Origin of the sequence: Nonomuraea aurantiaca, from assembly GCF_020215705.1 — a bacterium.
In the GTDB taxonomy this organism is placed as follows: Bacteria; Actinomycetota; Actinomycetes; order Streptosporangiales; family Streptosporangiaceae; genus Nonomuraea; species Nonomuraea aurantiaca.
This window is the reverse complement of sequence record NZ_JAIWNB010000001.1, coordinates 685,848-703,882: the sequence shown is the minus strand read 5'-3', so window position 1 is coordinate 703,882 and position 18,035 is coordinate 685,848. Positions and strand designations below refer to the sequence as shown.

21 protein-coding genes are annotated in these 18,035 nt (G+C 70.1%); 13 read left to right on the top strand and 8 right to left on the bottom strand.

The window, feature by feature from the left end:
* Positions 1-3: 3 nt before the first annotated feature.
* The gene (locus tag LDL49_RS03210) at positions 4-651 is read right to left on the bottom strand and encodes a class I SAM-dependent DNA methyltransferase (protein WP_225289344.1); all 648 of its coding nucleotides are present in this window, start codon (positions 649-651) and stop codon (positions 4-6) included.
* A 25-nt stretch (positions 652-676) separates the two neighbouring features.
* A complete protein-coding gene (locus tag LDL49_RS03205) occupies positions 677-1,237 on the bottom strand; it encodes a TetR/AcrR family transcriptional regulator (protein WP_225289343.1) in 561 nt (186 codons plus the stop codon).
* A gap of 84 nt (positions 1,238-1,321) precedes the next feature.
* Between LDL49_RS03205 and LDL49_RS03200 the strand changes: the two genes are divergently transcribed.
* The gene (locus LDL49_RS03200) at positions 1,322-1,717 is read left to right on the top strand and encodes a nuclear transport factor 2 family protein (protein ID WP_225289342.1); all 396 of its coding nucleotides are present in this window, start codon (positions 1,322-1,324) and stop codon (positions 1,715-1,717) included.
* A gap of 5 nt (positions 1,718-1,722) precedes the next feature.
* On the opposite strand, the gene LDL49_RS03195 is transcribed toward LDL49_RS03200, so the two are convergent.
* Complete coding sequence (locus LDL49_RS03195; RefSeq protein ID WP_225289341.1) at positions 1,723-2,427, bottom strand: DUF1707 SHOCT-like domain-containing protein; 705 nt, start codon at positions 2,425-2,427, stop codon at positions 1,723-1,725.
* Between the two features lie 130 nt (positions 2,428-2,557).
* Here LDL49_RS03195 and LDL49_RS03190 point away from each other — a divergent pair, with 130 nt between their 5' ends.
* Positions 2,558-3,901, top strand: coding sequence for an ankyrin repeat domain-containing protein (locus LDL49_RS03190; protein ID WP_225289340.1), 1,344 nt, complete (start codon positions 2,558-2,560; stop codon positions 3,899-3,901).
* Positions 3,902-4,003: 102 nt separating this feature from the next.
* On the opposite strand, the gene LDL49_RS03185 is transcribed toward LDL49_RS03190, so the two are convergent.
* Together LDL49_RS03185 and LDL49_RS03180 are read right to left on the bottom strand one after the other, a co-directional pair.
* Positions 4,004-4,900: a maleylpyruvate isomerase family mycothiol-dependent enzyme gene (locus LDL49_RS03185; RefSeq protein ID WP_225289851.1), complete on the bottom strand. Its 897-nt coding sequence runs from the start codon at positions 4,898-4,900 to the stop codon at positions 4,004-4,006.
* Positions 4,900-5,457 carry a sigma-70 family RNA polymerase sigma factor gene (locus tag LDL49_RS03180; RefSeq protein ID WP_225289339.1) on the bottom strand — a complete coding sequence of 186 codons (558 nt, stop codon included), beginning with the start codon at positions 5,455-5,457 and terminating at the stop codon, positions 4,900-4,902. The genes LDL49_RS03185 and LDL49_RS03180 overlap by 1 nt, the downstream gene beginning before the upstream one ends.
* A gap of 152 nt (positions 5,458-5,609) precedes the next feature.
* On the opposite strand from LDL49_RS03180, the gene LDL49_RS03175 reads away from it, so the two are divergent.
* A complete protein-coding gene (locus tag LDL49_RS03175) occupies positions 5,610-6,035 on the top strand; it encodes an OsmC family protein (RefSeq protein ID WP_225289338.1) in 426 nt (141 codons plus the stop codon).
* Positions 6,036-6,068: 33 nt separating this feature from the next.
* A complete protein-coding gene (glgX, locus tag LDL49_RS03170; RefSeq protein WP_225289337.1) occupies positions 6,069-8,174 on the top strand; it encodes a glycogen debranching protein GlgX in 2,106 nt (701 codons plus the stop codon).
* Positions 8,175-8,503: 329 nt separating this feature from the next.
* On the opposite strand, the gene LDL49_RS03165 is transcribed toward glgX, so the two are convergent.
* Positions 8,504-8,890: a hypothetical protein gene (locus tag LDL49_RS03165; protein WP_225289336.1), complete on the bottom strand. Its 387-nt coding sequence runs from the start codon at positions 8,888-8,890 to the stop codon at positions 8,504-8,506.
* A 210-nt stretch (positions 8,891-9,100) separates the two neighbouring features.
* On the opposite strand from LDL49_RS03165, the gene LDL49_RS03160 reads away from it, so the two are divergent.
* From LDL49_RS03160 to LDL49_RS03150, 3 genes are all read left to right on the top strand, one after another.
* Positions 9,101-9,823 (top strand): pyrimidine reductase family protein, encoded by a 723-nt coding sequence (locus tag LDL49_RS03160; protein WP_225289335.1) that lies wholly within the window; start codon positions 9,101-9,103, stop codon positions 9,821-9,823.
* A gap of 302 nt (positions 9,824-10,125) precedes the next feature.
* On the top strand, positions 10,126-11,193 hold the full coding sequence (locus tag LDL49_RS03155) for an ATP-dependent DNA ligase (RefSeq protein ID WP_372470338.1): 1,068 nt from the start codon (positions 10,126-10,128) through the stop codon (positions 11,191-11,193).
* Between the two features lie 26 nt (positions 11,194-11,219).
* Positions 11,220-11,567, top strand: coding sequence for a hypothetical protein (locus tag LDL49_RS03150; protein WP_225289333.1), 348 nt, complete (start codon positions 11,220-11,222; stop codon positions 11,565-11,567).
* Between the two features lie 278 nt (positions 11,568-11,845).
* Here the strand turns inward: LDL49_RS03150 and pgeF are convergent, their stop codons facing one another.
* Both pgeF and LDL49_RS03140 read right to left on the bottom strand, forming a co-directional pair.
* Entirely contained in the window at positions 11,846-12,553 is a 708-nt protein-coding gene (gene pgeF, locus LDL49_RS03145; RefSeq protein WP_225289332.1) for a peptidoglycan editing factor PgeF, read from the bottom strand.
* 290 nt (positions 12,554-12,843) lie between these two features.
* A complete protein-coding gene (locus tag LDL49_RS03140; RefSeq protein ID WP_225289331.1) occupies positions 12,844-13,119 on the bottom strand; it encodes a hypothetical protein in 276 nt (91 codons plus the stop codon).
* 313 nt (positions 13,120-13,432) lie between these two features.
* Here LDL49_RS03140 and LDL49_RS03135 point away from each other — a divergent pair, with 313 nt between their 5' ends.
* The 6 genes from LDL49_RS03135 to LDL49_RS03110 all read left to right on the top strand — a co-directional run bounded on the left by LDL49_RS03135 (position 13,433) and on the right by LDL49_RS03110 (position 18,022).
* Positions 13,433-13,837, top strand: coding sequence for an FAS1-like dehydratase domain-containing protein (locus LDL49_RS03135; protein WP_225289330.1), 405 nt, complete (start codon positions 13,433-13,435; stop codon positions 13,835-13,837).
* A gap of 10 nt (positions 13,838-13,847) precedes the next feature.
* Entirely contained in the window at positions 13,848-14,015 is a 168-nt protein-coding gene (locus tag LDL49_RS03130; protein WP_225289329.1) for a hotdog family protein, read from the top strand.
* Positions 14,012-14,947, top strand: coding sequence for a U32 family peptidase (locus LDL49_RS03125; RefSeq protein WP_225289328.1), 936 nt, complete (start codon positions 14,012-14,014; stop codon positions 14,945-14,947). Before LDL49_RS03130 ends, LDL49_RS03125 begins: the two co-directional genes overlap by 4 nt.
* Positions 14,948-15,102: 155 nt before the next feature.
* Positions 15,103-15,567, top strand: coding sequence for a hypothetical protein (locus tag LDL49_RS03120; RefSeq protein ID WP_225289327.1), 465 nt, complete (start codon positions 15,103-15,105; stop codon positions 15,565-15,567).
* Between the two features lie 119 nt (positions 15,568-15,686).
* Entirely contained in the window at positions 15,687-17,126 is a 1,440-nt protein-coding gene (locus LDL49_RS03115) for an aldehyde dehydrogenase family protein (protein WP_225289326.1), read from the top strand.
* A 17-nt stretch (positions 17,127-17,143) separates the two neighbouring features.
* On the top strand, positions 17,144-18,022 hold the full coding sequence (locus LDL49_RS03110; protein ID WP_225289325.1) for a tetratricopeptide repeat protein: 879 nt from the start codon (positions 17,144-17,146) through the stop codon (positions 18,020-18,022).
* The last annotated feature ends 13 nt before the right edge of the window (positions 18,023-18,035 follow it).

Sequence of the window (18,035 nt, the reverse complement as noted above, 5' to 3'; positions counted from 1 at the left end):
CTTCTACCGCGGTTTGCGGGCCAGGAGGTGGGCCTGCGGGGTCGGTTCGGTCTCGTAGGCCTCGCGCAGCAGCGTGGCGTGCATGACGAACCCGGCCTCGGTCAGCATGTCGACGATCCGCTCGGGCGATCCCCGGTGGAAGTCGAGCGACACCGTGTGACCGAACGCCTCGTCGTAGTGCATGATCCCGTCGCCGACCTGGAAGGCCACCGCCAGGTGCCCGCCCGGCGCCAGTACCCGGTGGAACTCCGCGAACACCGCCGGCAACGACTCCGGCGGCGTGTGAATGATGGAGTACCAGGCGACGAGGCCGGCGAGATCGCCGTCCTTCAGGTCCAGCTCGGCCATCGCGCCCTCTTCGAACCGCAGCCCCGGATTGTCCCGCCGGGCCAGCGCGAGCATCCCCGGCGACAGGTCGATGCCGAAGACGTCCAACCCGAGCTCGTGCAGGTGCCCCGTCACCCGCCCGGCGCCGCACCCGACATCGGCGACCACGCCGCCACCATCGGCCTGCACGAACTCGGCGAACGCCGCGAGAAACGTCCGTTCCCACGTCCTGGCCTGCAGTTCGGCCTTGAAGTGCTCGGTGAAGTCGACGGCGATGGCGTCGTAGCCCGTCCGGGTCGTAGTCAGGTAGGTGGGTTCATCCATAGCCGAGGACATTAGCGGTGAAAGGTCAGCCCGTCTCGCCCGCCAAACTCTCGAAGCACGGCCGCAGCAGGGCGATGACGTCGTCGGCGGGCGCGTCCGCCAGGGAGCTCAGCTTGAGCAGGTAACGATCGATCACCACCCCGTTGATGATCGCGCTGATCAGCGCCGCCCGCAGCCCGGCGTCGGCGGCCGGGATGGCCTCGCTCATCCGGTCGAGCCAGGTCGCCGCCGCCGCCCGGAACTCCCCCGACGCCTCCGCGTGCGTGAGCACGGAACGCAGCACGACGAGCGAGGCGACCGGTTCGTCGTCGAGCCGCCGGCGCAGCGAGGTGAGCAGCGCCTCCGCCGGATGCCCCACCGGCAGTTCCTCCTCCGGCAGCTTGGCCGCACGCGAGAACAGCTCTTCCTTGCTGCCGAAGTAGTGCATCACCAGCCCCGCGTTGACCCCTGCGGCGGAGGCCACGTTGCGGATCGTCGTGCGCTCGTATCCGAGCTCGGCGAAGGTGGCACGGGCGGCGGCGAGGATGCGGGCCTCGCTCTCCCGGCGCTGCTCGGCTCGGGTGCGGCGCGGCTGCTCGTCGGACACCGATTCATTGTACGGGCGTTGACTGAATCACCGGATTCGTTCTACGGTTGTTCAATGAACACACGTTCAACGAATGAGGTGGCCGTGAACGCACGTGAGGTGGCCGAGCGGGTGCTGGAGACGAGCCTGGCGGCGGACATGGAGGGGTTCGTGGCGTTGATGGCCCCCAACGGGGTCATCGAGTGGCCCTACCGTCCCGAGGGCGTCCCGGAGACCCTCAACGGACGGGACGAGATCCGTGCGTTCCTGGCCACGGGTGGGCGGCTGATCGAGTTCGAGACGCACGCCGATGTGGTGATCCACGAGACGGCCGATCCCGAGGTGGTCATCGTCGAGTACACCGTCCATGGTCACGTCGCCGCCACCGGGGCGCCGTTCACCCAGCGGGTCATCGCCGTGATCCGGGTGCGTGACGGACTCATCGTGCACTATCGCGACTACATCAACCCGCTGCCGCTGATGGCGGCGATGGGTTCCTGAGCGCGTCAGTAGCCCCGGCGCAGATCGCGGCGGATGCTGCGATGATCCTCACGGAGCTGCCTGCGCATGCTGCGCCACTCGTCGCCGTGCAGCTTGCGCCACTGCTCGCGCCACGCCGCCAGGCCGCGCTGCAGCGGCTGCGCCTGGGAGTCGCCGATCACCTTCACGTCGCCCATGACCGCGTACGCGTGCACCCGGATGACCGGCGCGTTGGTGCCCGGCGCCGCTTCCAGGACGTCGACCCGCTTGTCGCCCATGATGGCCATGCCGTCGAGGTCCACGTTGACGCCGTCGGGGACGATGATCTTCACGTCGCCCATCACCGAGACGGCCATGATGTCGACCAGGTTCGTGCGGACCTCGGCCTCGCGCAGGTCGAGCAGCACGTCGCCCATCACGGCGACCGCGCCCAGCTCCTGGTCGATCCGCCAGGTGCCACGCCGCTTGGAGTCGCCCATGACGCCGACGAACCAGCGCCGCTTGCGCGTGGGACCTTCCTGGCGAACCGGCGGCACGGGCGCGGCCCCCGAGGCGGGCAGGTCCTGGACGAGCAGGGCCAGCTCGGCGTGTGTGGAGGCGGTGTAGGCGGCCTCCGTGCGGTCGGTCAGCTCGACGAGCGTCAGCCGCCCGTCGACCGAGGCCACGCGGAGCTGCTCCACGACGGCTTCACGTTCGGCGTCCGAGGCCCTAACCTCGCCGGGGTCAGTCATACTCGCAACATATCGCGTTTCGCGGTGATCGGGATCCTTCCGGAGAAGGAACAGTCATACTCCGAACCGCTCACCTCACGTGCCCGAGGGGCTGACACGGCCGGAGGCCGATCCAAGCTAGGGTCCAGTCATGCATGAGGAACAGCTCTACCGGGCCGCGTTGAACGGCGAGTCGGAGAAGGTGAGCGAGCTGCTCGCCGGTGGCACCGACCCCAACCAGGTCAGCGCGGGCGAGGAAGACGGGTTGCCGCTCTGCGCGGCGGCCGCCTGGGACCGGGCCGAGGTCGCGGGCCTGCTGCTGGCCGCCGGGGCCGACGTCAACGGCCGGGAGAGCGGCGGCTGGACCGCGCTGCTCTGGGCCGCGGCCAAGGGGCACACCGAGACGGCCGAGCTGCTCGTCGAGGCGGGGGCCGAGATCGACGCCGCCAACGACGTGGGCGACACCCCGCTCACGCTGGCGGCCAGGCGCGGCGCCCTGGGCGTCGTACAACTGCTGCTGGACAGCGGAGCCGACGCCGGCAAGTACGACGGAGACGGCGACAGCCCGCTCGAGATCGCCGTCGACTGGGTGGGCGTGCATCTGGAGAGCGCGCTGCTCGACCAGATCGGCCAGGACGACTGGGAGTACGTCGTGGCGCGCCAGTTCGCCAAGGACGGCACCGAGCTCGTCACCGTGGCCGGGCGCTCCCCTGACGGCGAGCAGACCGAGCAGGTGCAGGCGCAGCGCGGCCACGCCGCCATCGCGACGCTGCTGGAGGACGCCACGGGCGTCTACACGCCGGCCGACCAGCTCGTGGCACGGGCCCTGGCGCACCGCGACACCGACGAGGACGCCGAGACGTGGTGGATCGTCGCCGACTCGCTGGGCAAGCGGGCCGACGACGAGACGTACGAGGTGCTGGCCGGGCTGTGCGTGAGTGAGGACGCCAGGGAGCGGGAGTTCGGCGTCGACGCGATCGCCCAGTTCGGGTTCGCCGACGACGCCAAGCCCTACCTTGAGCAGACGCTGCCGCTGCTGCAGAAGATGGCCACCACCGAGGGCAACCCGCAGGTCCTCCGCTCGGTGCTGGCGGCGCTCGGCCATCAGGGCGACCCCCGGGCGCTGCCGCAGGTGCTCGACATCATCGGCCGTCCGGATCACCGGCGCACCATGACCGACGCGATCGCGCTGGCCGACGTGCTGCCGCCGGACCACGAGGAGGGGCTGGCGCTGCTGATCGGCATGACGCGGGACGACGAGGCGGAGGTCCGCGACTGGGCCACGGCCGGGCTGGCCTCGCTCAAGGCCGACACGCCGCAGATCCGCGAGGCGCTCGCCGACCGCCTCGACGACGCCGACTTCCGTACGGTGGCGGAGGCCACGCGCGGGCTCGCCGAGCGGGGCGACCCGCGGGCCGAGCAGGGCGCCAAGCGCGTGCTGGCGGAGAGCGACGACGAGTACGCCAGGGACCTGGTGACACAGACCCAGTCCTGACGTCGCGGATCACAGGGACGTGGTGACATCGACCGGCCCTGGCCGCCTGCGGGGGGAGTGGTGACATCGACCCGGCTCTGACCGCCTGCGGGCGAGCAGGCGTCAGGGGCCCGAAAGGGCCGGGGCGGTGTTGAGGATGTCGTGGGCCAGGGCGAGGTCGCCTTCGAGGTCGGCGGGGAACGACCGCGGGTCGCACCGCCCGCCCAGCAGGAAGCAGAACCCCACCACGTCCGCCGTGATGTGCGCGTCCGGGGCACCGCCGCCGCCGGCGGGGTCCGCCACGCCCAGCGGAACGTGCCACTCCCCTCCCCCGGGCCCGGTCAGCGTGAGCAGGAGCGTGCGCCCGCTGCCGTCCAGGCCGGACAGGAGCATCGTCCACGGCAGCAGCCGCGCGCACAGGTCGGCCGTCGGGTGGATGTGCTCGGGGATCGGGTCGGGGAGCCGGAGGCCGCCGGTGCGGGCGGCGTCGTCGGCGTGCACCCACGTCTCCAGGCACCGGGCCAGCACGTGGTCGGAGACCGGCGCGTCGAGGCCGTCGAGGTTCGCGGCGGTGCCGGGGTCGAGGTCGGCCAGGTGGCGGCAGAGTGCGTCGGCCTGGGCGCGCCAGTCGCGCCTGGTCTGTTCGGGGCTGCGGGCCCGCTCGTAGTTCTGGACGTCGGCGGTACGGCCGAGGGAGTCGTTCGCGCCGATGGCCGGGCCCAGTACGGGGGCGCCGACCGAGGCCGCCAGCAGGCCGTCCTTGGCGGCGAGGTGGGCGACGAGTTCCTGGAGCGTCCAGCCCTCGACGATGACCCGTGACCAGTCGTCCTCCACGGCGGAGGCGAGCAGCGCGTCCATGGCGGCGACGCGCCCCGCGTACGGCTCCGCCCAGGGGGCGGTGGGCGCGGCGGGCCGGCGCCGGGCCCTGGCCCCGGCCAGGAGCTGGGGCCGCAGGGAGCGTTCCGGTACGGCCGGGTCCTCCATCAGCGCGTCCAGGTAGAGACGCTCGACGGGCTCCATCACACCTCTTCCTCTGCCAGCGCGTCTGCCAGGCGGCGTAGCGCCAGCCGGATCCGCGACTTGGCCGTGCCCTCGGGCACGCCCAGCTCCTCGCCCACCTGGCGGTAGGTCCGCCCACCGTAGTAGGCCAGTTCGACCGCTTCCCTCAGGCCGTCGGGTAACGCCATCACCGCCTGCCGTACCCGCTTGGCCTCGTCGGCCGCGAGCACGTTGTCCTCCAGCCTGGCGGGCTCGGGCTCGTACAGGCGGGGGCCCAGCGCGGAGACGCGCCTGCGCTCCTCGGCCCGTACGTGGTCGACCGCGCGGCGGTGGGCGATCGTGGCGAGCCACGCGCGCAGGGTGCCACGATCTGGGTCGTAGGCCAGCGGCCGTTCCCAGAAGACCAGGAACACCTCCTGCGTGATGTCCTCGGCGATCACCCGGTCCCTGGTGACACGCAGGGCGAGACCGAAGATCAGCGAGGAGAGCCGATCGTAGACCTCCCCGAGCGCGGCCTCGTCGCCGCCGACCACCCGCTGATGCAGCAGGCGGTCGTCGTACGGTGCCTCCACTGGCACCACACTCCCGTGATCCGGACCAAGGCGGCGGGTGCGCCGCGACCCGAGCATGTCATTATTCGCCGGAAATGTGCACACGGATGACCGAGCCGCAGAACTTTGTCGGGCTCGCGATAGGGTCGGAACTCCTACGATCAGAGGGAGCAACCACTATGGCCACCACTCGCACCGCCACCACTCAGTGGAAGGGCGCGCTGATGAACGGGTCGGGCACGGTGTCGCTGGACACCTCGGGTGTCGGCACGTTCGAGGTCACCTGGGCGTCCAGGTCCCAGGACGCCGGCGGCAAGACCTCGCCCGAGGAGCTCATCGCGGCCGCCCACTCCTCCTGCTTCTCGATGGCGCTCTCGCACGGCCTGGCCGGCGCCGGCACGCCCCCGGAGTCGCTGGAGACCAGCGCGGACGTGACGTTCCAGCCCGGTGAGGGCATCACCGGGATCGTCCTGACCGTGAAGGGGCAGGTGCCCGGGATCACGGCCGAGCAGTTCCAGGAGGCGGCGGAAACCGCGAAGGCGAATTGCCCGGTGAGTAAGGCGTTGACGGGCACGACGATCAGCCTCAACGCCGAACTCCTCTAGCGGGACCGCGATCGCGTGCGACAATTGGGTCACATGCGCGAGGTCTGGCCGGGCGAGCCCTATCCACTTGGCGGCACCTGGGACGGCGTGGGCACCAGCTTCTCGCTGTTCTCCGAGGTGGCCGAGCGAGTTGAGCTATGCCTCTTTCACGATGACGGCTCCGAAGAACGCGTGGATCTGCCGGAAGTCGATGGATTCGTCTGGCACGGCTATCTGCCGGGCATCGCGCCGGGACAGCGCTATGGCTACCGCGTGCACGGCCCGTACGAGCCGTCTCACGGGCACCGGTGCAACCCGGCGAAGCTCCTCCTCGATCCCTACGCCAAGGCGATCGACGGTGATCTGACGTGGAACGAAGCGCTGTTCCCGTATCACTTCACCGATCCGACGCGGCTCAACTCGGCCGACAGTGCGCCCTTCATGCCGAAAAATGTGGTCATCAACCCGTTCTTCGAGTGGGGAAACGACCGGTCACCGCACACCCCGTACCACGAGACCGTGATCTACGAGGCGCACGTGCGGGGGCTCACCATGCGCCACCCGGCGGTGCCTGAGGAGCAGCGCGGCACCTACGCGGGCGTGGGGCACCCGGCGATCATCGACCACCTGCTCGCGCTCGGGGTGACGGCGGTCGAGCTGATGCCGGTGCACCACTACATGCCCGAGCACTTCCTGGTGGCACGGGGGCTGACCAACTACTGGGGCTACAACACGATGGCCTACCTGGCCCCCCACGGCCGTTACAGCAGCGCGGGCACGCGGGGCGAGCAGGTGCTGGAGTTCAAGGCCATGGTGCGGGCGCTGCACGAGGCGGGCATCGAGGTCATCCTCGACGTGGTCTACAACCACACGGCCGAGGGCGACCACATGGGGCCCACGCTGGGGTTCAGGGGGATCGACAACTCGGCCTACTACCGGCTGCACGACGGTGACCGGCGCTACTACCTCGACTACACCGGCTGCGGCAACTCGCTGAACGTCCGGTCGCCGCACGCGCTCCAGCTCATCATGGACTCCCTGCGTTACTGGGTGCTGGAGATGCACGTCGACGGGTTCCGGTTCGACCTGGCGTCGGCGCTGGCGCGGGAGCTGCACGACGTCGACCGGCTGAGCGCCTTCTTCGATCTGATCCAGCAGGATCCGATCATCTCGCAGGTCAAACTGATCGCGGAGCCGTGGGACGTCGGACCCGGCGGCTACCAGGTCGGAAATTTCCCGCCATTGTGGACCGAGTGGAACGGGAAATACCGCGACATAGTGCGAGATTTCTGGCGCGGCACCCACTCGGCGCTGCCCGAATTCGCCTCCCGCCTGACCGGCTCCGCCGACCTCTACGCCTCCTCAGGCCGCCGGCCCGTCGCCTCCATCAACTTCGTGACCTGCCACGACGGCTTCACCCTCACGGACCTGGTGTCGTATGACCGCAAGCACAACGAGGCCAACTGCGAGGACAACCGCGACGGCACCGACGACAACCGTTCCTGGAACAGCGGCGCGGAGGGGCCCGTCGAGGACCCCGAGATCGTCCGCGTCCGCCACCGGCAGCGCCGCAACTTCCTGACGACGCTGTTCCTGTCGCAGGGGGTGCCGATGCTCTCCCACGGCGACGAGCTCGGCCGCACGCAGCGGGGCAACAACAACGCCTACTGCCAGGACAACGAGCTCGCCTGGATCGACTGGTCGCAGCTCCACACCGAGTCCGACCTGCTGGAGTTCGTCTGCGGACTGTCGCGACTGCGGCGCGAGCACCCGGTCTTCCAGCGCCGCCGCTTCTTCCACGGCCGCCACCCGGACGACGGCAAGCGCGACCTGGTGTGGCTCACGCCGGGCGGCACGGAGATGACGGCCGGAGACTGGCACATCGGCTACGCCAAGTCGCTGATGGTCTACCTCAACGGCGAGGCGATCACGGAGCCGGGGACGCGTGGGGAGCGGATCGTGGACGACTCGTTCCTGCTGCTGATCAACGCCCACCATGAGGACATGACGTTCACGCTGCCGGGCGCGGAATTCGGCGACCACTGGCTGCCGATCCTGGACACCGACGACAAGGGGGTGTGCGACGGCGAGTACGCCCACTCCTCCCAGGTGACGGTCACCTCCCGCAGCATGCAGGTGCTCCAGCGTCCCCTTTCTTAGGAGCAGTTTTTACGGCAGGCACGGTGGGCCCCACCCTCCGTACGAGGTCGGCGTCTGTCCAGGGGGACGCTCCTCCGGTGGAGGTGGCGGGGCGCCGTGACGAGACGGTGAGACCGAGGCCTTCCTAGCGCGCCTCACGCCGCCGCGCGTAGATGGCCCTTCGCGGCCGTTAGAGCGGGCCTGGAGACCTCATCGCGGCCGTAGAGCGGCACTGCAAGCCATCACGGGCTCAGGAAGCGGCCCTGGAAACCCAGCGCAGCTCCGGAAGCCCAGCGCACCCCCGGGAAACCCAGCGCAGCCCTGGAAGACGCGCCCAGGCTGCCGGGGCCTCAGAGCAGGCCCGCGACGCTTGCCGTGAGGATGACCAGGACGAAGGTCGCCATGCCCGCCAAGCCGTGCAGGAGCACCGCGAAGAGCGGGAAGCGCCGTTCCGCTCCCCTCGCGTGGCGGCCGGCGCCCAGCCAGCGGGTGAACATCACGAAGCCCAGCAGGGCCGCCGCCGCCAGGACCCCGAACGCCGTCCACGCCAGCGCGCGGTTGCCCGTGAGCAGGAAGGCCACCCAGCAGGCCAGCGCCGACACCCCCAGCACCGGATGGGAGAAGATCAGTGTCACCGGAAAGCGCGTGACCTTCGTAGCCTGTTGCCGCAGCCCACCGCCCGACAGCCACAGGTAGAGCAGATAGATCCCCACGAGTGCGGTGAACAACCATGTCACAGCGGCGACCAACCCCACTGGGCCCTCCCCTCAAGTGCCCGATTCCCCTGCTGCCACGTTATGCGCGTCACGCTGCGTACGTCCCTAGATACGCCAAAGTGCTATCCCTGGGCGCAGGCCGGGCGGCCAATCGCCCGGTCTGGGCCCGTGACGCCGTCGTCGAGGGTCCTTCGTCGGCTCGTTGTCGGAGGCGTGTGCCAAGGTAGAGGAGTGCGTCGCATCCATCCCGACATTCAGGACGATCCAGATATTCAGCAGGCCTACGCCTATCCGGTGGACCGGCCGTGGCTGCGCCTCAACATGGTCGCCAGCGCCGACGGGGCCGCCTGGCTGAAGGGCCTGTCAGGGGGGCTGTCCAGCCAGGGCGACCGGCGGATCTTCCGGATCCTGCGCGGGCTGGCCGACGTGGTCATGGCGGGCGCCGCCACCGTGCGCACCGAGGGATACGGTGCGGTCAAGCCACGCGACGCCTGGAAGGAGTTGCGGGGGGATCGGCCGCCGGCTCCGCCCCTCGCGGTGGTCACCCGCCGGCTCGACCTCGATCTGGGCAGTCCGCTGTTCACCGAGGCCGTGAGCCGGACGATCGTCATCACCTGCGAGGCCGCGCACGCCGAGCTCCGCGCCGAGGCCGCCCGGGTGGCCGACGTCGTCGTGGCGGGCGGCGACCGGGTGGACATGTCGGTGGCCGTACGCGAGCTGCACGAGCGCGGCCTGACGCGGATCCTGTGCGAGGGTGGCCCCCGGCTCAACGGGCAGCTCGCGACGGCCGACCTGATCGACGAGCTCTGCCTGTCGGTCAGCCCGCTGCTGGTCGGGGGCGGGGCGGCGCGCATTCTCAACGGCGAGGCGGCACAGGTCGAGCTGCGGCTCAGCCAGGTGCTGGAGGAGGAGGGGGTCCTCTTCTGCAAGTACACGAGGGAGTCGACGACATGACCGAACCCACCCAGCCGCCCGCCGAGGCACCGGTCGACCCGCCGATCGAGGCAGTGGTCGCACCAGCCGAGGCGCCGATCCATCCGCCGGTCGAAGCGGTGGTCGAGGCGCCGGCCCACCCCCCGGCCGAGGCGCCAGCCAACCCGCTGGCCGAGGCGGCGGCCCACCCGCCGGTCGAGCCACCAGCCCACTCGCCCGTCGAGGCGCCGGTCGCCGAAGAGTCGAAATCGGAGCCGAAACCGGAGTCCGAGCCGGAGCCGGAGCCGGTGCCTAATCTGCCGGTTCGGCCGCCGGTGGCGCCGATGCTGGCCAAGCCGGTCAAGAAGATGCCCGAGCAGGACGGCACGCTGTTCTACGAGCCGAAGTGGGACGGGTTTCGGTGCATCGTGTTCCGCGACGGTGACGAGGTCTACCTGGGCAGCCGCAACGAGCGGCCATTCACGCGCTACTTTCCCGAGCTGGTCGAGGCGGTCAGGGCGGAGCTGCCGGACAGGTGCGTGGTCGACGGCGAGATCGTGCTGCCGCAGGGGTCGCAGCTCGACTTCGACGCGTTGCAGCAGCGCATCCATCCGGCCAAGTCGCGGGTCGCGATGTTGTCGGAGCGGACTCCCGCGTCGTTCGTGGCGTTCGACCTGCTGGCGCTGGGCGACGAGTCGCTGATGGAGGCGCCGTTCAGTGAGCGGCGGGCGCGGCTGGAGCAGATCTTCCCGGAGAAGGGCAGGTCCATCCGGCTGACCCCGGTCACGACCAACACCGAGCAGGCGGGCGAGTGGTTCGAGATGTTCGAGGGGGCGGGTCTCGACGGCATCATCGTCAAGCCCGGCGACCAGCCGTACATCCCCGACAAGCGCACGATGTTCAAGGTCAAGCACGAGCGCACCGCCGACGTGGTGGTGGCCGGTTATCGCGAGCACAAGACCGGGCCGATCGTGGGCTCGATCCTGCTCGGCCTCTACAGCGACGACGGCAGGCTGCATCACGTGGGCGTGGCGGCGTCGTTCCCGATGGCGCGCCGGGCCGAGCTGGTCGAGGAGCTCCAGCCGTACATCGCCGAGCTGGGCGAGCATCCGTGGGGCCATTGGGCCGAGCAGGCGGCGGCGACCGTCGGGCAGCCGGCGGCCGGGCCCGCCACGGGCGGGCAGCGGGTGCCCGGCGCGGTGTCGCGTTGGAACGCCAAGAAGGACTTGTCGTTCATCCCGCTCCGGCCGGAGCTGGTGATCGAGGTGGCTTATGACCAGATGGAAGGCGACCGGTTTCGGCACACCGCGCAGTGGCGGCGGTGGCGGCCGGACCGCACGCCGGAATCGTGTACGTACGAGCAGTTGGAGAGGCCGGTCTCGTACAACCTTGACGATATCCTTGCCCGATAGCCCTTTATCCCGTTATATCTCGACATATGAGTACCGGTGATGAGCTGCGGGCGGCGGTGGGCGCCCGCCGGGACCTCGGTCCCGATTTCGAGGATGCGATAGTCGAGTCGTTCCTCGACAAAATGGGGCAGGAGGTCGACCGACGGGTCGACGAGCGGCTCGCCGCCGCAGACCCCAAGGGCAAGAAGGCCAAGCAGCAACAGCAGCGGCCGGCCGACGGCCAACGGCTGGCGCTGGCGATCGTCTCGATGGCCCTTGGCACGCTCCTGACGTTGGCCGTGATCATGGGCCAGAAGGAGATGTGGGTGATCGCGCCGATCTGGTTCGCGATCATCGTCGTCAACGGCATCTTCTCGGGCAACGGCAAGGGCTGACCCACCCACCCGGCCGTTCCCGAGCGTAGGTCCCGCCCGGCCGATCCCGGGAGCCGTTCCGGAGACGCCGGTACGGGGGTAGCCCCGGGGCGCACGGCTCGGCGGTAAAGGTCTCCGGGGCGCAGGGCCCAGGCCGGGTGCCGGTCCAGAGGGGCGTAAGTCCCGGGGTGCGGGGCCCCGTGCGGGGCGCAAATCCCCAGGAGTCGCAGGTCCCGAGGGGTGCAGATCTCAAGGCGGGGTGCTGGTGTCCGAGTGCGGGGCTTGGTGGGCGCCGGTGGTCAGGCGAGCCAGATGAGGCCGGCGAAGCGGCCGCCGGGCTGCTCGCGCCGGTGGGAATAGAGCTCCTGCGACTCGATCGTGCACCGGGCGTCGTGCCGTACGTCGGCGACGCCCGCCGTACGCAGCTGGGCCTCGATACCCGCTCGCAGGTCCAGCGCGGGTGTGTCCCACGAGGTGGTCGACCAGGTTTCCGGTACCTGGGACGCGACCCGTTCGCGCAGGTCGGCGGGCACTTCGTAGCAGCGGCCGCACGCGCCGGGGCCGATGAGTGCCACCATCCGCGCGGGTGCCGCGCCCTTGGCCGTCATCGCCTCGACCAGGGCGGTCGCGATCCCCGCCTCGGTGCCCGGACGTCCGGAGTGGGCGGCGGCCACCATGCCGGCGACCGGGTCGGCGACGAGCACGGCCGGGCAGTCGGCGCCGAGCGAGGCGAGCGCCAGCCGTGGCTCGGTGGTGAAGACGCCGTCGAGCGGCGGCGCGTCGTCGCCGAACGGCTCACTGACGTAGGCGACGTCGGCGCTGTGGACCTGCCGCATGAACACGATGGCCCGCACCCCCAGCTCGGCCGCGACACCCGCCCGGTTGGCGCGCACCGCCTCGGGGTCGTCACCGACCAGCCCGCCGAGGTTGCGCGACGCGTACGGCGCGGCGCTCACGCCCCCGTGGCGATCGGTGATGGCGACGTGCACTCCGGGGGCCAACTCCATGCCCCGATCTTAGTGCCCGTGGACAAAATGATCGTCAGGAGTGCGTGGGAGAGGCGGATCGCGCGAGCCGTCGTCCCATGAGGATGATCACCGCCCCCAGGGCTATGGCCCCGTGGTGCTCGGATAACCGTTCATAGTCACGTACGCACCGCCTGCGCCGGGAGATCCACGATAGTGTCCTCTCCACCGCGCCTTGCAGCCGCTGTCACGCGTGTCCGCTGGACTGCTCCAGGATCGCCTCGCCGCAGAACCAGCGCCCAGGAGGCGCCGGCCTGTCGCGGCTCGCGCCGTCAGCTGCTGCCGCGCCCCAGCGGCCCGAACGCGACGTCCTTCTCCTGCCGCAGCACCTTCCCGTCGGTCCCGTATGCCGTCACCGTGACGGGCGGCGATTCCAGGATCGTGGCCTCCTCGCTCTCGGGGTCTTGCGGGTCGCGCACCAGCTTTCCGGTGATTCGTACGATGAAGAACCCGTTGGCGATCCGCGCCGACGTACGCCGTCCGTCCGCCCAGTCGACCTCCACCCGCCGCACGGCGTCGCTGACCCGCCCGGTGACGACCCGGTACACGTCGGATCCGCCGCCAGCGGGTGGCTGTCTTGGCCAGCGCCGTCTGCAGCAGGTCCTCGGCGGCGTGCTGGTCGTTGGTCAGGACGTAGGCGAGCCTGATCAAGCTGTCGGATCTGCTGGCGACGAACTCGGTGAAGTCGCGCTGATGGTCAGGGTGCAAGGCTCTCCTCGTATCTCGCACTGATAGACGCAGGAGAGCTGACGGATCTATGGTGCGCGTCAGCAGGCACCGCCGATGGCCTGGAGGCGGCGGTCAGTAAGTGGGTCGATCTCCTGCTCGGGCAGAGGGAGGACCATCTCGGGAAGGAACGCAATGACTGATCGCCTCGCGGAGCTCAGGGCCGCGATCGGGTGGACGGGGCCGTCGCGGGAGGACGTGGTGGAGCATCGCCAGGCGTACCGGCACGCCATCGGTCTCGACACCGTGCCCGATGATGAGGTGCCTGCGACGTTCACCGCCTGCTTCCTCGACGAGCCGCCCTCGCCGCCGCCCACCGCCGCCTCCTACGGCGACGGGTGGCTCAACGGCGGGGACCGGTTCGAGTACCACGCACCGCTCCGGCCGGGCTACGTGATCAGGTCCCGGCCGCGCTTCACCGGCGTCGTCGAGAAGTACGGCTCGGCGGGGCCGATGGCGCTGCTCACGTTCGAGACCGAGTTCATGCGGCCGGACGGCGAGCTGGTGGACAATCACGTCGGCCCCCGCATCCGGAAATAAGGGCCCTTTCATGATGGATATCCCGCCCCTGACGGAGACCACCACGCTGCGCAGGCTCATGGAGTACGCCGGAGCCTCGGGCGACTTCTACGACATGCACCACGACGTCGACTTCGCCCACGCGCTCGGCCACCCGGACCTGGCGAGCCGATCATCTACGAGGAGAACTGACCGATGACCACCCTTGCCGACCTGCACGCCCTGATGGCTCGCCTGGGACATCCGGTGGTGACCGCCCCCGCGCCCTCCGTGTCCCGGTTCGCGGACGGCGCTCCGTACCGGTTCGAGATTCCCAGTGTGGAGGGGCCGGAGGTTCTGGAAGCCGTCGTCGCGGAGGGGGACCTCCTGAACGTACCGGTGCACCGGACCTCGCAGGGCAGCGGCGTGATGATGCTGTCGGACGCGGAGATCACCCGCATGGCGCGCATCGGCGCCGAGCGCGGCATCGAGATCAACCTGTTCCTCGGCCCGCGCGCCGCCTGGGACACCGGCGGCCAGGCCAAGGTGACCCAGGCGGTCGGCGCCGCGGCCAGGGGCAACGCGATGGTCGCCGCCTGCGTGGCCGACGCGCTGCGGGCCTGCGAGCTGGGCATCCGCAGCCTGCTCGTCGGAGATCTCGGCACGCTGGAGGTGCTCACGACGATGAAGGCCGACGGCGCGCTCCCGTCCTCCCTGGTGCTGAAGACCTCCGTGCTCCTGCCGCTCACCAACGGTCCCACCGCCACGATCCTGGAACGGCTGGGCGCGAGCACGCTCAACGTCGGCACCGACCTGACCGTCCCGCACCTGGCCGAGATCCGCGCCGCCACCGGCCTGCCGATCGACCTGTATCTGGAGGTGCCCGATGACCAGGGCGGGTTCGTCCGCTTCTACGAGGCGGTGGAGATCGTCCGGGCGACGGCACCGGTCTACCTGAAGATGGGCCTGCGGAACGCGCCGAACATCTACCCGTCCGGCGCCCACCTCGGCGCCGTGCCCCGCGAGCTGGGCCGGGAGCGGGTACGCCGGGCGGCCCTGGTCCAGCGATTGCTGGACCAACTCGACCCCGACCTCGCCAAGCGCCCCACCTCAGCCCGGCGCCCCTCGGACCTCGGCATCCCGCAGGCGTAGCGAGCTGAACCTAGGAGCGGCGCGGGCAAGCATCATCGCCGTTCACCTGCGAAAACGCCCTACTTTGCGCCACTGGTCTGGGTGCGGCACGCTCCGATCCTGGGTAGCTACTCCCTGAACATGTATGAATGCACAAAGTAGCTAGCGAGGGATCTATGGGACTTCCAAAAGGACGGTTCTCCATCTACCGGGGCACCGAGCTGCACCCCCAGAGCCGGCTGGACTTCGCGTACGGCACACAGTCCGCCGTCGGCCACCCTTCGTACCTGGTGGACACCAAGTGGCTGTGCTGGGGCGCCGTCGATTCCGCCCAGGCGCGCTTCCGCGCGGTAGACGGCCAGGAAGAGGACGGCGGCTGGAGCTGCCGAATGGAAATCGACGACGGCCCCTACGCCGGCTACTGGCTGGACTCCAGCGACGGCTACGTCTGCGCCGTAGGCTCCTCCAGCCAGCGGTGGAGGTTCCTGGGCGGCGGCGACCAGTGCGAATGGTGGCAAGACGCACGGCCGGTAGTGATCAGCGACCACAAGCCCGCCTCCAACGTGGGCAGCGGCCGGCAACTGCGCGCCCAGCTCGGCGCCACCCCGCAGGTGTACACCATCAGCCGGATCGACGGCTGAGCACCGGTCGCCAAACCCTACCCATCGTGATCACAACAGTTTCTGCGATCACGATGGGCACCCGGCCCACCGCGGCGCCCGCTAGCCCGTGCGAGGCAAGCAAGCATATGCTTGGCAACGTGGCTGACTATCGCAACTTGATCGGCGGCAGGCTCGTCCCGGCCGCCGACGGTAAGACCATGGACTCCGTCAACCCGGCCACCGGCGAGGTGTGGACCAGGATCCCGGCCGGCGGGCCCAAAGACGCCGAGGCGGCCGTCGCGGCGGCTCAAGAGGCGTTCCCCCGCTGGTCGGCCATGCCGGCGCTGGGCAGGGCGCACTTCCTGCGCAAGGTGTCCGAGCTGTTCGCCCAGCACGCCGAGGAGCTGGCCAGGCTGGAGACGCGCGACAACGGCAGGATCCTGCGTGACACGCTGAAGAAGGACCTGCCGGGCATGGCACACCTGTGGCAGCTCGCCGCGGGCCAGTGCCTGGAGGCGGTCAAGGGCGACACCGTCATCCTGGGGCCCGACGCCCTGGGGCTGACGCGGCGCGAGCCGTACGGCGTGGCCGTCTGCATCATCCCGTGGAACTCCCCCATCTCGACGTTCTCCGCGAAGGCCGCGTTCGCCCTCGCGGCCGGCAACACGGTCATCGTCAAGCCCGCCGAGCAGGCGAGCGTGTCGGTGTTGCGGCTGGGCGAGCTGCTCGCGGAGGTGTTCCCGCCCGGGGTGCTGAACATCGTCAGCGGCCTGGGCGAAGAGGTGGGCGACGCTCTGGTACGGCACCGGGGCGTCGGCAAGATCAGCCTCACCGGTTCGACGGCCACCGGCCAGGCCATCACCCGGGCCTCCGCCGACTCGCTCAAGCCGATGACCTTCGAGCTAGGCGGCAAGTCGCCAAATATCGTCTTTCCGGATGCTGATCTGGACGCGGCCGCCCAGGGCATCACCGTGAACTCCATCTTCACCGGCAACGCCGGGCAGGTCTGCGTGGCCGGTTCGCGGATCCTGGTCCACCGGTCCGTCTGGGACGAGGTGCTGGAGCGTACCCGCCAGATCGCGGAGACCCTCATCCTGGACGACCCGCTCGACCTGGCGACCACGATGGGCCCGATCGTGTCGGCCGGCCAGTACGAGCGCGTCGTCTCCTACCTGGAGGTGGCCGAGAAGGAGGGCGCGGAGCTGGTGTTCGGCGGCCGGGCGGGCGCCGAGGTGGTGCCGCATCTGCCCGGCGGCTACTGGGTGGCGCCCACGCTCTACACGACCGGCGACAACGCGCTGCGCATCTGCCAGGAGGAGATCTTCGGGCCCGTGGCGGTGGCGATCCCGTTCGAGACGGACGAGGAGGCGCTGACGATCGCCAACGACTCGCCGTACGGGCTGGCGGCCGGTCTGTGGACGCGTGACCTGCGCCGCGCCCACCGGTTCGTCCGCGATCTGCGGAGCGGGACGGTGTGGGTGAACACCTTCCGGCAGATGCCGCCGGGGCTGCCGTTCGGCGGCGTGAAGGACAGCGGCTACGGGCACGACTCGGTCCTCGAGTACACCCGGGAAAAGGCGGCCATCATCCAGATTTAGTTAGATAGATTCCCATCATGAGCGAGGGGATCAACGAAAAGCCGGAGCTTTCCGAGGCTGCCGCACAGTCTCGGGCCTCGGTGCTGCGCAGCCGGGCCGAGTCGTACATCGCGCTGTCGAGACACGACGCCGCCATCGCCGATCTTACGGAGTCGATCGCGCTCGTGCCGGACAATGCCCGAGCCTGGCGGCTGCGGGGTGAGAGCCACCGGATCATCGAGCGCTACGAGGCCGCGCTGTCCGACTTCGACGAGGCGCTGCGGCTGGAGCCGGACAGCGGGTACGCCCTGGGCTCGCGCGGCCAGGCGTACGCCTCGCTCGGCCGCTTCGAGGAGGCCATGGCCGACTTCGAGCACGCGCTCACCCTCTCGCCCGAATCGCTGTGGATCCTGGAGGCGAAGGCGGACACCCTCGCCGATCTCGGCCGCCTGGACGAGGCGCTGGAGGAGCACGCGAAGATCATCGCCCTGAACGAGGAACTGGCGTACTCGTGGCTGGCCAGGGGCGAGCTCTACCAGCGCATGCACCTGTACACCGAGGCCATCGACGACTACACGCGGGCGCTGGAGGTGGAGCCCGAGTACGTACGGGCGTTCAGCAGGCGCGGCGAGGCCCTGCGCATGATCGACCGCTACGACGAGGCTCTGTCCGACCTGAACCGGGCCATCGACCTCGACCCGGACAACGACCGGGCGCTGGGCAGCCGTGGGGCGGTGCTCAGCGAGATGGGCGACAACGAGGGCGCGGTGAAGGACCTGGACCGGGCGATCGAACTGGACGAGGACTACATCTGGGCGTACCGGGTGCGGGGGGAGGTGCTGCAGGAGATGGAGCGGCACGAGGAGGCGGTGGCCGACTTCACCCGGGCGCTGGACCTGGAGTTCGGCGGCTCCTGAAAAGCGCTCATGA

What these genes read in the sequence shown, in the direction of transcription:
- LDL49_RS03210 (WP_225289344.1), bottom strand. Translation starts at nt 651, where the DNA reads ATGGATGAACCCACCTACCTGACTACGACCCGGACGGGCTACGACGCC.
- LDL49_RS03195 (WP_225289341.1), bottom strand. Translation starts at nt 2,427, where the DNA reads ATGACTGACCCCGGCGAGGTTAGGGCCTCGGACGCCGAACGTGAAGCC.
- LDL49_RS03190 (WP_225289340.1), top strand. Translation starts at nt 2,558, where the DNA reads ATGCATGAGGAACAGCTCTACCGGGCCGCGTTGAACGGCGAGTCGGAG.
- LDL49_RS03185 (WP_225289851.1), bottom strand. Translation starts at nt 4,900, where the DNA reads ATGGAGCCCGTCGAGCGTCTCTACCTGGACGCGCTGATGGAGGACCCG.
- LDL49_RS03175 (WP_225289338.1), top strand. Translation starts at nt 5,610, where the DNA reads ATGGCCACCACTCGCACCGCCACCACTCAGTGGAAGGGCGCGCTGATG.
- glgX (WP_225289337.1), top strand. Translation starts at nt 6,069, where the DNA reads ATGCGCGAGGTCTGGCCGGGCGAGCCCTATCCACTTGGCGGCACCTGG.
- LDL49_RS03155 (WP_372470338.1), top strand. Translation starts at nt 10,126, where the DNA reads ATGCTGGCCAAGCCGGTCAAGAAGATGCCCGAGCAGGACGGCACGCTG.
- LDL49_RS03150 (WP_225289333.1), top strand. Translation starts at nt 11,220, where the DNA reads ATGAGTACCGGTGATGAGCTGCGGGCGGCGGTGGGCGCCCGCCGGGAC.
- pgeF (WP_225289332.1), bottom strand. Translation starts at nt 12,553, where the DNA reads ATGGAGTTGGCCCCCGGAGTGCACGTCGCCATCACCGATCGCCACGGG.
- LDL49_RS03135 (WP_225289330.1), top strand. Translation starts at nt 13,433, where the DNA reads ATGACTGATCGCCTCGCGGAGCTCAGGGCCGCGATCGGGTGGACGGGG.
- LDL49_RS03130 (WP_225289329.1), top strand. Translation starts at nt 13,848, where the DNA reads ATGATGGATATCCCGCCCCTGACGGAGACCACCACGCTGCGCAGGCTC.
- LDL49_RS03125 (WP_225289328.1), top strand. Translation starts at nt 14,012, where the DNA reads ATGACCACCCTTGCCGACCTGCACGCCCTGATGGCTCGCCTGGGACAT.
- LDL49_RS03120 (WP_225289327.1), top strand. Translation starts at nt 15,103, where the DNA reads ATGGGACTTCCAAAAGGACGGTTCTCCATCTACCGGGGCACCGAGCTG.
- LDL49_RS03110 (WP_225289325.1), top strand. Translation starts at nt 17,144, where the DNA reads ATGAGCGAGGGGATCAACGAAAAGCCGGAGCTTTCCGAGGCTGCCGCA.